This is a genomic window from Tsukamurella spumae, assembly GCF_012396015.1.
Taxonomy (GTDB): Bacteria; Actinomycetota; Actinomycetes; order Mycobacteriales; family Mycobacteriaceae; genus Tsukamurella; species Tsukamurella spumae.
Genome location: NZ_JAAXOQ010000005.1, coordinates 45,264 through 57,710 on the forward strand (window position 1 = coordinate 45,264; position 12,447 = coordinate 57,710).

Below are 12,447 nucleotides of genomic sequence, written 5' to 3' on the forward strand. Positions count from 1 at the left end.
TCGTGAGGCGCCGGGTGATCGTGGGCGCGCTCCCGGCGGCGACCGCTCAGCCGAGCCTGCGGCCGATGCGCCAGGCACCGAGCGCCACGAACACCGCGAACAGCGCCGCGAACACCAGCCACAGGACCCATTCCGAGACCTGGGCGGTGGCGAGGTGGGGGAGGAGCCCGTACTCGTCGCGGACGGTAGCGCGCGCCTGTTCGGACGATCCGGTGAGCGCGTCGAGCGGGGCGCGCGTGAACGGTGCCCGCATGAGCGTCGCGGCCTGATTGAGCGGGAGCAGGTTCATGAAGGTCACGACGCCGCTGGGCAGGGCCCCGACGGTGATGTACGCGCCCGCCAGGAAGCCGCCCGCGGTGCCCACGATCGTCGCGACCGAGGTGAACACGCCGTTGGAGGCGATGAAGGTCACCACGAGGCTCCAGATCGCGGAGAACACCAGGCAGAAGCCGACCAACTGCGCCAGGGCCTGCACGAAGGCGCCCGCCGACAGCGCGGCCGAGTAGACGATCCCGAGGTAGACCTCCGCGAGGACCAGGACCGCCGCGCTGAGCGCGACCGAGACGACGAACGCGCCGAGGAGATAGCTCAGGATCATCTGCAGCCTGCTGATCGGCGAGACCAGGAAGTCGCGGAAGACGTTCCCCACCCGATCGTTGACGAACACCACCAGCGCGGACAGGCTGGTCGTCGCGGTGGTGATCATGACCAGGTTGGCGATCACCCAGGAGTAGACGAAGGCGTCGACGTCGTCGCCGTGGGCGCCGGGCAGGGACTTCTGCAGGGCGTCGGTCTGGACGCCGCCGAGGAAGGCGGAGAACAGGACGAACAGGATGATCGGCGACAGCAGCGAGAAGAACACCGCGGGCGGATCCCGGAAGAACACGACGACATTGCGCCGGGTCAGGTGGTACAGCATCATCGCCCCCCGCCTCGTGTGATGTTCAGGAAGACGTCGTCCATCGTTCCGTGCCGGAACTCGAAATCGGCGATGTCGGCGTCGAACTCGCGCAGCAGGGCCATGGCCTCCCGGCTCGATTTGACGACGATCCGACGTTCCGCCCCGGCACGTGCGGCGCGCGATCCGAACCGCTCGTCGAACCGCCGGGGATCGCGCAGAGTCACCCGCAGCTCGTCCTTCGCGTGCGCGGCGCGCAGTTCCGTCGGCGTACCCGAGGTCACGATCCGACCGTGGTCGATGATCGCGATCCGGTCGGCTCGTTCGGCCTCCTCCATGTAGTGCGTGGTGAGGAAGACGGTGAGCCGCAGCCGCTTCTGCAGGTCCAGGATCGTCGACCAGACGCGGTCGCGCGAGTCCGGATCGAGGCCGGTCGTCGGCTCGTCGAGGAACAGGATGCGGGGCTGGTGGATGAGCGCCCGGGCGATGTCCGCGCGGCGCTTCTGCCCGCCGGACAGCGTCTTGTACCGGCGCCCCAGGAACTCCTCCAGATCGAGCAGCGACGACAGCCCCGCGATCCGCTCCTTCGCGGTGTTCCGGTCGACGCCGTAGAACGTGGCGCGCAGTGCCAGGTTCTCGCGGACGGACAGGGCGGGGTCCAGTAGGGACTCCTGGAAGACCACGCCGATCGACCGGCGGATGTCGAGGTCCTGCGCGCCCACCTCCATTCCGGCGACGTGGATCGTGCCGGACGTGGTCGACTTCAATGTCGTGATGCAGCTGATCGTGGTCGACTTGCCGGCGCCGTTCGTGCCGAGGAAGGCGAACGTGCTCCCGCCGGCGACGTCGAACGACACGCCGTCCACGGCCCGGACGTCGCCGTAACTCTTGACCAGGTTCCGGACGCTGATCACCGGTGGCCCCGCCGGCCCGGGCGCCGGTCCGCGCACGGGTGCGGGGGGTGCGGCGGGAGCCGGAGCGGGCAGGGGTACCGGGGCCGGGGGACGGGCGGCCGGGGGCGCCTGGACAGCCGGCCGGGCCGCGGGGGCTGCCGGTGCTGCCGGGCGGGCCGCTGGGGTCGCCGGCCGGGCCGCCGGGAGTGCCGGCCTCGCCGCGGGCAGCGACGGGCGGGAGGCCCGGGTACGGATCGGCTGCGAGACGTTCGGGTCGACCTGCTGCACGGGCGTCCTGCGGCGCCGTTCCCGGAGCGTGGTCGGCGTCCGCTCCACGGGGCCGCGAGGTGTCGTTGCGCTCATGACGCGACGCTATCCGGCAGGTCCCGGGACGGCGGCGGCGGGAGGTATCCGCGGTCGATGAACCACTCGAAGTAGCGCCGGAGGAGCGCATCGTCGATCGGCGGGCACGTGATCGCGGTGCCCGCCAGCCCTTCCCGCACGTTGGCGTCGTCGAATCGCGCATCGGGCATGTTGTCCAACGGGGTCGCGGACAGGAACGGGGCCAGCGCGGCGGCGGTCTCGTCGCCCTCGCGCTCGGCGAGTTCGGCGGCGCGCTCGCACCACTGCCCGAAGGGCAGCTGCTCGCCGTCGTATCCGAAGTCGGACATCCAGCGCACGAGGTCCCCCACCGCGACGGTCTCGGGCGAGACGACGTGGAAGGTGCGGCCGGCGAGGTCCTGGCGGCCGGCGAGGCGCGCGATGGCGCCCACCACGTAGTCGACGGGGGTGATGTCGGTCGACATGTCCATGACCGGCGCCGCGCCCAGCGCGACGCCCAGTTTGATGGTCTGCCACAGGAAGTCCGACTGCTGGCAGGCGCCGGTGCGGCTGTGACCGGCGACGCGGCCGGTGCGGTAGACGTAGGTGGGGACGCCGCGCGAGCGCGCCTCGAAGACCAGCTGCTCGCCGACCCACTTGGACTGGGTGTAGCCGAAGGTGAACCGCGGATCCTGGACGGGGCTGCGATCGTCCTCCGCGAAGACCGTGTCCTGCGGGTAGGAGAACCGCGAGAAGACATAGGTCGTCGAGACGAAGTGCACGGGCTTGACCGGGCCGTCGCAGGCCAGGGCGAGCACGTGCACCGTGCCGTCGACGTTCGCGGACTTCAGCGTGGAATAGGGGCGCAGGAAGTTCACGTCGGCACCGCAGTGCATGATGCCGTCCGCGGTTTCGGCCAGCTCGGCCCAGACCTCCTCGCTCAGCCCGAGTCGCTCGCGCGTCAGGTCGCCCGGCACCGCGACGATCCGGGCCGCGTAGGCATCGTCCCAGATCCCGTAGCCGCGCATCGCCTCCCGGATCCGCGCCGAGCCCTCCTCGCGGGACTCGGCACGGACCAGGCAGTGCATGGTCGCCGCGGAGGTCTGCAGCAGCTCGGCCAGGAGGAACGATCCGACGAATCCGGTGGCACCGGTGACGAACAGGTTCCGCGGGTCGGTCGCGCTGCGCACGGGTGCGCCCGGCGTGGGCCGGATCTCCTCGGGGAGGACCACCTCGTCGGCCAGCAGGAGCGGGCTCTCGAAGCCGGCGCCGCCGTGCTCGAGGATCGCGGCGAGCCGCTCGATCGTGAGCTCACCGGCGAACAGTGCCGGCAGCGGCACCACCCGGCCGAGCTTCTCCCGCACGCGGAAGACCAGCTTGGTCGCGAGGAGCGAGTGGCCGCCGAGCAGGAAGAAATCGTCGCGGACGCCCGGTGCCGCCTCCAGCGACAGCAGATCCGACCAGATCGCGACGAGGTCGCGCTCCAGGTCGGTGCGGGGGGCGACGTACTCGACGCCGCTCGCGGCCGCCAGCGCGACCGGTGCGCCGCCGCGGGCCGCGAGTGCCTTGCGATCGATCTTGCGGTTCGGGGTGAGGGGGAAGGCGTCCACCACTGCGATCGCGGTCGGGACCATGTACGGCGGCAGGGTCTCCCGCAGTCCGCCCAGCAGGGCGCCGGTGTCGCCGAGTTCCTCGGCCGCGCACTCGAGGTAGGCGGTGATGGCGGTCCCGGCGGCGTCGACCGTGGCGATCGCGCGCACGCCCGGCAGCGCCGTCTCCAGCGCGCTCTCGATCTCGCCCAGCTCGACGCGGAAGCCGCGAACCTTGACCTGGGTGTCGATGCGGCCGCCGAACTCGATCCGGCCGTCGCGGAACCGGCGCACGAGATCGCCGGTGCGGTAGGCCCGGATCGGATGTGCTCCGGACAGTTCCACGAATCGGTCGGCGGTCAGATCGGGCCGCTCGTGGTACCCGAGCGTCACGCCGTCGCCGGTGATGCACAGCTCGCCGAAGACACCATCGGGGACGGGTGCGGCGGCGGCGTCGGCGACCACGATCCCGGTGCCGCGGATCGGGTGGCCGATCGGGATCGCGCCCGCCGAGACATCGTCGCGGCTGACGCGGTGCACCGTCGACCAGATGGTGGTCTCGGTGGGGCCGTACATGTTCCACAGCTCGTCCGTGCAGTCCAGGAGGCGGCCCGCGAGGACGGCGGGCATCGCCTCACCTCCGCACAGTGCTCGGAGCCCGCGCGTTCCGGTCCACCCCGCGTCGAGCAGCAGGTGCCAGGTGGTGGGCGTGGCCTGCATGACCGTCACGGCGTGCTCGTCGAGGAGCGCCGCGAGCCGGTCGCCGTCGCGGGCGTCGTCACCGTCGGCGATCACGACCCGCGCCCCGGCGGCGAGCGGGAGCAACAGCTCGAGGATCGCGATGTCGAACGACGGGCTCGTGACGGCCAGCAGCGTGTCCGAGGGGGCCAGGCCCGGCTCGGCGCGCATCGCCTCGAGGAAGGTGACCACGTTGCGGTGCGAGACGCGAACGCCCTTCGGGCGTCCCGTGGATCCGGAGGTGTAGAGCAGGTACGCCGTCCGGGTCGCGGGATCGAGGCCCGACGGTGCCGGGGCCGGCCCGGCGGGCGCGTCGGTCACGTCGATCCAGGGCAGGTCGAGGCCCGGTACCTCGGCCAGGTGCTCGGCGGTGGTGATCAGCGCGGGGACGCCCGCGTCCGCGCAGATGAAGGCGAGGCGCTCGGCCGGGTAGGCGGGGTCGAGCGGCACGAAGGAGAATCCCGCGCGCAGGGTGGCGAGCATGGCGACGACCACCTCCGCCGACCGGGGCAGGAGCAGGCCCACCGGGGTCTGCGGCGGGGCGTCGATCCGCTCGGCGATCCGGGCGGCGAGGCGCTCGACGCGGGCCGCCAACTCCGCGTGGGTGATCCGCTCGGTCGCCGTGACGATCGCGGTGCGGTCCGCGCCGTCGGTCCCCGCGGCGAGCACGTACTCGTCGAGCGCGGTCGTCGCCGGCTGGGGCGCCGGCGCGGCGACGGCGAGCGGGGTGGTGCTCAGTGGCAAGGTCGCGAGCTCGCCGCCCCCCGCGGTTCCGGTGCCCGTGAACGCGTCCAGCACCGCGAGGAAGCCGTCGATCAGTGCATCGGCGCTCTCCTGGTCGAACAGGTCGGCTGCGACGTCGAGCGTGCCGGTCATCGTCGTCGGCGTCGTGGTGATGTTGAGCAGCACCTCGAACTTGGCGCAGCCGTTGTACAGGTCGCGCATCCGCATCTCGGGCGCGCTGCGATCCTCCTGCATGTTCAGGACCGCCTGGAACAGTGGCGGGCGGGCGGGGTCGCGGCCGAGGTCGAGCGCCGCCAGCACCCGGTCGAAGCGCGCGTCCTGGTGCCGGAAGCCCTCGCGGACCTCTCCGTTCACCTGTGCCAGCAGCCCCTCGACGGTCTCGCCCTCGCGGAGCGCGATCGGCAGCGCGAGCGTGTTGAGGAACGGTCCGATCACCTGCTCGGTGCCCGGCTGGGAGCGCTGCGCCACGGGGACGCCGATCACGACGCCGTCCTGCGCCGACCACCGGGACAGGACGGTCGCGTACGCGCTGAGCACCGTGACGAACGGCGTGACACCGTGCTCGGCGCTGAACGCGCGCACGGCGGCGGCGCGGTCGGCGGTGAGCGTGAACTCGGTGCGGCGCCCGCGGTAACTCTGGCGGGCGGGGCGGGGCCGGTCGGTCGGCAGGGTCAGAGCGGCGGGCGCACCGTCGAGCCGCTCCGTCCAGTAGGCGATGTCCGCAGCATCGGCGTCCTCCTCCTCGCGTTCGCGCTCCCACAGCGCCACATCGGCGTACTGGAAGGGGAGTTCGGGGAGCTGCTGGAGCCGGCCGACGAGCCTGCCGGTCGCGAGTCGGCCCAGCTCGGCGAAGAGGATGCCGGTGGAGTAGCCGTCGGCCACCATGTGGTGCAGCGTGATCTGCACCCAGGTATCGCCGGATTCGGTGCGCGCGAGCGTCGCCCGCAGCAGTGGGTCCCGCGTGATGTCGAAGGGAGTGCGGGCGTCCTCGGCGAACCGCGCCCACATCCGCTGCTCGTCCACGCCGTCGAGCAGCGCGACCTCGGGCCGAACGGCCGGGTCGATCCGCCCCACCGGCTCACCGTCCTCGATGCCGAACCGGGTGCGCAGCACCGGATGCCGCTCGATCACCTCGGCCAGGCAGTCGGTGAAGACCGAGTGCGGGACGTCGATCGGGAGCCGTGCCACGCCGGACATCACATGCATGCTCGTGCCGGGGTGGAACTGCTCGAGGAACCACATGTTCTCCTGGGTGGCGGAGAGCGGGACCGCGTCCGCGTCCTGCACGCGGGGCCTGATCGGCGGTGCCGCGGGCTCCGTCGACGGTGCCCGTCCCAGGCGTGCCAGGAGGGCGTTCCGCTGCGCGGGGCTCAGCGCCGCGAGGCGGTCTTCGATCTCGGTCATCGGGGGCCTCCGGCATTCGGTTCGGTGGTCTCTGACTGGGCGAGCAGGGCGGCGACGGCGTCGTCGTCGAGGTCTGCGAGGAGCGCGGCGAGGTCGTCGACCTCGGCCTCCTCCTCCGCATCGATCCCCGCGTCCTCGGCGTCGAGGCCGAGCACGGAGAGGAGCTCGGCGGCGATCGTCGCCACCGTCGCGTTGTCGAGGAGGAAGGCGATCGACGGTGCCGCCCCGAACTGCTGTTCCACACGGATCCGCAGCTCGGTGGCGAGCATCGAGTCGACGCCGAGGCGGCCGAGCGGCTCGTCGTCCGGGATGTGCTCCTCCGCCATCCGCAGTACGCGGGAGACGGTCAGCCGCACCCCGTCGACGGCGATCGGCGCGCGGTCGCCCGCGGGAACGGCATCGAGCCGGTCGAGGATCGACTCCCCGTCGTGGTCGCCGACGTCCTCGCCGCCGCCGAGGTGGGCGACGAGGAGCGGGGTGAGCGCGTAGCTCTCGATCACGGTGGGCCAGTGGGCCGAGACCACGCCCTGTTGGACCTCGCCGGATCCGAGGAGCTCGGCGAGCAGGGTCATGCCCGTCTCCGGGTCGATGAGGTCGATGCCGCGCTGCCCGTACAGCTCGCGCAGGCCCAGGCTCGCGATCATCCCGGCGTCCCACGGGCCCCAGTTGATCGACAGCGCGGGCAGGCCCTGCGCCCGGCGGTAGTGCGCGAGCGTGTCGAGGAACGCGTTCCCGGCGGCGTAGTTGCCCTGCCCGGGCGACGGGATCACCGCCGAGATCGACGAGAACAGGGTGAAGAAGTCGAGCGGCTCGCCGGCCGTAGCGCGGTGCAGTGCCCAGGCGCCCAGCACCTTGGGCCGCACCACGCGGTCGACCTGCTCCGGCGTCATCCGCACCAGGATCTGGTCCTCCACCGCGCCGGCGGAGTGGATCACGCCGCGGATCGCGGGGACGCCGTGCGCCCGCAGCTCCGCGATGCTCGCCGCCAGGGCGGAGGCGTCCGTCACGTCGACGGTCACGATGTGCACCGTCGCGCCCGCCGCCTCCGCGGCGCGTACGGCCGCCACCGCATCACGCTGCGCGGCGTCGGTCAGCGCGTCCCAGGTCTCCCGGGGCGGCAGCCCTGCGCGGCTGGTCACGATCAGGTGCCCCGCGCCCCGTTCGGCGAGCGCGACCAGCACCAGCCGGCCGAGCGCGCCGAGGCCGCCGGTGACGATGTACGCGCCGTCGGCGCGCATCCGGGCGGGGATCCGCCCGCCGGAGCGGGCCGACGGGTGGAGCCGGGCGACCAGCCGCGCACCGTCGCGGAACGCCACCTGGTCCTCCTCCGAGCCCGTCACGCCGAGCTCGTCGAAGAGCAGCTCCGCGCTTCCGTCGGGGTCCCGCGGGTCGAGGTCGACGAGGCGCGAGTGCAGCGCCATCAGCTCGTGATGCAGGACCCGTCCGACGCCGAGCAGGGTGGATTGCAGCAACCCCGCCTCGGACACGCCGCCCGCGACGGGCTGCGCGCCGTTCGTGACCAGGAAGGTCGGCGCCGCGATACCGCGGCGGTCGAGCTCGGCGGCCAGGTGCACCACGGACAGGACGGCGTCGTGCGCGGTCCACCGCAGCGGATCGGTCCCGTCGGTCCGGGCATCGAGCGAGCGGAGGTGGACGATGCCGCGCAGCCCGTCCGCGGGCACCGCACGGTCCAGCGCCGCGGCGAGGGCCTCCCGGTCGGCGGGCGCCGGCCCGCCGTCGACGGTGTCCTCCCGCAGCAGGACCGGTGTGCCGCCGGCCGCGGTCAGGCGGGCGGCGAGACGGTCCGCGACGCCCGTGCCGTCCGCGAGGAGCAACCAGGTGCCCTCGACGGATCCGCGGTCCACGGCGTCGACGACCTGGGGCTCCCACGCCTGCTCGTAGACCCAGTCCGTACCCACGCGCTGCGGCGTCGCGCCGTCGTCGAGGATCCGGACCGTGAAGCCCTCGACCTCGGCCACGACGCGGCCGGAATCGTCGGCCAGCACCACGTCGCCGGCGATCGAGTCGGTGCCGGACGAGGGCCGCGCCGTCGCGCGCGCGACGAGCGGGCCGAGCGGGGCGTCCGGGCGCGCGTGGATCACGACGCGGTCGACACCGACGGGGATGAGCTTGGCGTCCGCGGCGCCCTGCAGTGCCAGCGGCAGCAGCAGCTGGAAGGCGGCGTCGAGGACGCTCGGCTCGAGGATCGGTGCCCGGTCCGCGACCGGCTCGGCGGCGACCGCGCGGACCCGGGCGGTCGCGACCCCGTCGCCGATCGTAACGTCGTGCAGCAGGCGGTAGGCGGGCCCGTACGCGAAGCCGGCCTCGTCGAAGGCCCGGTACAGCGCGTCCTCGCTCGTCGGCGTTCCCGCGACGGGCGCGTCGTCGAGGTGTGGAGCGATCGACGGCGCGGGGCGCAGGGTCGCCGTCGCGTGCCGCGCCCACCGCCCGGCCCCGGGGACCTTGCCGTGGATCGTGATCCGGCCGGCATCGGCGTCGAGGGCGGTGTCCACGAGGTAGGTCCCACCGCCGCCGTGCACGAGGGCCGTCTCGAAGGCGACCTCCTCCAGCGTGCAGGCCGTGGCGCCGTACTCGTCGCGCGCGACCTCGGCCGCGATCTCCAGGAAACCCGCGCCCGGGAACAGGACGGAGCCGTGCACGACGTGATCGCGGAGGGAGCGCGGCGCGGTGCCGTCGAGCAGACGGCGCCACGCGGGCGTGGCACCGTCGGACCGGTTACCGAGGTAGGGCTCGACCGTGTCGGCGAGGCGCTCCCGACGGCCGACGGCGCTCTCGGCCCAGAACCGGTCGGCCTGCCACGGGTACGCGGGCAGCGACCGCATGGGCGCGCGGGGACTGAGCGGCGAGAGATCGACCTCGACGCCGCGGACCCAGAGGTCCGCGAGCGCGCCCGCGAAGGACTCGGAGTCGGCGCCGTCGCGGCGCAGCGAGGCGGTCGTCCCGACGCTCCGCTCCTGAGCGGCGGCGGCGTCCGTGATCGCCCGGCCCAGCACCGCGGTCGGGCCGATCTCGAGGAAGGTGACGGCGCCGTCGTCGAGCATCGCCTCGGTCGCGGCCCCGAACAGGACGGGTCGGCGGATGTTGCGCCACCAGTACTCGGCGTCGTGCGGCTGCGAGCCGTCCGCCGGGACCCGGGCCCCGGTCACCGTCGAATAGAGCGGGACCGTGGGCGCCGCGGGGGCGAGTCCGGACAGGCACGTGCGGACCTCGGCTTCGAGGGGGTCCATGGCGCTGCTGTGGTACGGGACATCGCCCGGGACCAGGCGCGCGAAGACACCGTCGGCGGTGAGCCGGGCGGCGAGCGCCTCCAGGACCTGCAGCGCGCCCACCAGCGCGATCGACTCGGGAGCGTTGAGGGCGGCGAACTCGAGCTCGCCGCGCTGGACCTCGGGGAGCGCGCGGGCGTCCGCCTCGCCGAGCGCGACGGCCAGCAACCGGCCCCGGCCGCTCGCGGTGTGCTGCAACCGTGCCCGATGGGCGATCACGGTGACCGCATCGTCGAAGGTCAGGGCGCCCGCCTCCAGCACGGCTGCGACCTCGCCCGCGCTGTGTCCGACGATCAGGTCGGGGCGGACCCCGAACGACTCCCACAGCCGGGAGAGCGCGTACTGCACGGCGAAGTTCGCGATCTGCGCGACCTCGGACTCGGCCATGCGGGAGTCCGCCTCGGAGGCGAGCAGCGCGTCGGTGAGCGACCAGCCGGTGAGCGGGAGCAGAGCCGCGTCGCAGCGGTCGATCGCGGTGCGGAACACCGAGTTGTGCTGCAGCAGACCGCGGGCCATGCCCCACCACTGCGGGCCCATCCCGGTGTAGACGAAGGCGAGCGGCCTCGCGTCCGCGAGCGCGGAACCGGTCCGCACGGACGGATGCGGCGCGCCCTCGGCAGCGGCGCGCAGTGCCTCCGCGGCGCGCGCGGCGTCCCCGGCGACCAGTGCGAGCCGCGCGGACCGGTGGGCACTCCGACGGTGCGCCAGTGCCTGCGCCAGCGGCGCGACCCCGTCGGACTCGACGAGCCCGGCGTAGGCGCCGGCGAGGGTCGCGAGGGAGGCGTCGCTGCGGGCCGCGATCGGGAGCAGCAGGGCGATGCCGTCGCGCTCCGGGGCGTCGCCGCCGGTGGGGGCGGACTCTGCGGTGGGGGCGGGCCCCGCGGTCGGTGCGGGCGCCGATTCGAGGATCGCATGGGCGTTGGTGCCGCCGAAGCCGAACGAGTTCACGCCCGCCCGGAGGACGCCGTCGGGGCGCAGCGCCGCGGGCTCCGTGGCGATCCGGACCCGGAGATCGTCGAGGTCGATGGCCGGGTTGAGGGTCTCCAGGTGCAGGTGTCGGGGGACTCGGCGGTGGGCCAGGGTGAGTGCGGACTTGATGAAGCCGACGACGCCCGCGGCGGCCTCCAGATGCCCGAGGTTCGTCTTCACCGAGCCGATGACCAAGGGCTGGGCGGCGGGGCGCTCGCCCCGGTAGACCCGGCCGATCGCGTTCGCCTCGATCGGGTCGCCGACGGGCGTGCCCGTACCGTGCGCCTCGACGTAGTCGACGCTCTCCGGGGCGACTCCGGCACCGGCCAGCGCGGCCTCGATGGCGCGCTCCTGGCTGTCGCCGTTCGGCACGGTGATGCCGTTCGTCCGTCCGTCCTGGCTCACGGCCGTGCCGAGCACCGTGGCGTAGACCCGATCGCCGTCCGCGAGGGCGCGGGAGAGCGGCTTGAGCACGACCAGCGCCGCGCCCTCGCCGCGGACGTACCCGTTGGCCGCCGCGTCGAACGCGCGGGACGTGCTGGTGGGGGAGAGGAAGCCGCCCGTGGACGCGGCGACGGTGAAGTTCGGGCTGAGCATCAGGTTGACGCCGCCGGCGAGCGCCAGCTCACTCTCGCCGCTCCAGATCGACTGGCATGCAAGATGAATCGCGACCAGTGAGGACGAGCACGCCGTGTCGATCGACATGCTCGGCCCGAGCAGGTCGAAGGCGTGCGAGATGCGGTTGGACAGCATCGTCATCACCACGCCGGTCGCGGTGTGCGCGACCACCGTCGGCGGCTCCGCGGCGGAGGAGGAGAACTGCAGTTGGCTGTAGTCGAGGGTGAATCCGCCGGTGAACACGGAGGTCCGTGAACCCGCGAGGTCCTCGGCGCGCAGTCCGGCGTCCTCGAAGGACTCCCACGCGACCTCCAGCAGGAGCCGCTGCTGCGGGTCCATCGAGTGCGCCTCGATGGGGGAGATCCCGAAGAACGCGGGGTCGAACTCGTCGACCGGGTCGGTCAGGAAGCCGCCGCGGCGGACGCGGCTCTTGCCCGGGGTGCGGTCGGCCTCGTAATAGCGATCCGCGCTCCAGCGCTCCGCGGGGATGTCGACGATGGCATCGCGGCCCTCGTCGAGCAGGTCCCAGAAGTCCTCGGCGGAGCGCACCCCGCCCGGAAGGCGGCAACCGATGCCCACGATCGCGATCGGCTCGCGCCGGTCCGTTCCCCGCGGACCGCTGCTGTTCACTGAAGCGTCTCTCACCGCTGTACTCCCTTGAATGTCCCCTCGCCGGCGCCGGCGGCTTCTTCGCCGTGCCCGGTCCTCATGGTGGATGTCGCTTCTTAAGCCCCACCTGTTTCACGCTTGGCGCAGCGGTCCGGTCGGGGGGCTGCGCCGGATAACGCCGGTTCACGTGCGCGAGATCATGATATCCGCTCGATGAAGAAGGGGTGATGTGATGGTCTGGATCTTATGGGTGGATGTCCGGTGATAATAATTGTGCCAGTACGGTAAATCGCGGCACCGGGTGGCTTACATGTCGCGTCGATAGTCTTACAGGCAGTCGTTTGCCCCCGGCACACCGGTGGGTCGTTTTCGCGTGA

4 protein-coding genes are annotated in these 12,447 nt (G+C 72.9%); all 4 read right to left on the reverse strand.

Going from position 1 to position 12,447, the window contains the following annotated elements; genetic code table 11:
* Positions 1-46: 46 nt before the first annotated feature.
* From HF999_RS05080 to HF999_RS22955, 4 genes are read right to left on the reverse strand one after another with little or no spacing between them, the layout of a single operon-like run.
* Positions 47-922, reverse strand: a complete 876-nt coding sequence (locus HF999_RS05080; RefSeq protein ID WP_168544825.1) for an ABC transporter permease — start codon at positions 920-922, stop codon at positions 47-49.
* Positions 919-2,154 (reverse strand): ABC transporter ATP-binding protein, encoded by a 1,236-nt coding sequence (locus HF999_RS05085; RefSeq protein WP_168544826.1) that lies wholly within the window; start codon positions 2,152-2,154, stop codon positions 919-921. Before HF999_RS05085 ends, HF999_RS05080 begins: the two co-directional genes overlap by 4 nt.
* On the reverse strand, positions 2,151-6,587 hold the full coding sequence (locus HF999_RS05090) for a non-ribosomal peptide synthetase (protein WP_168544827.1): 4,437 nt from the start codon (positions 6,585-6,587) through the stop codon (positions 2,151-2,153). The genes HF999_RS05085 and HF999_RS05090 overlap by 4 nt, the downstream gene beginning before the upstream one ends.
* Positions 6,584-12,106 carry a type I polyketide synthase gene (locus HF999_RS22955; RefSeq protein WP_168544828.1) on the reverse strand — a complete coding sequence of 1,841 codons (5,523 nt, stop codon included), beginning with the start codon at positions 12,104-12,106 and terminating at the stop codon, positions 6,584-6,586. The genes HF999_RS05090 and HF999_RS22955 overlap by 4 nt, the downstream gene beginning before the upstream one ends.
* Between the last annotated feature and the right edge of the window lie 341 nt (positions 12,107-12,447).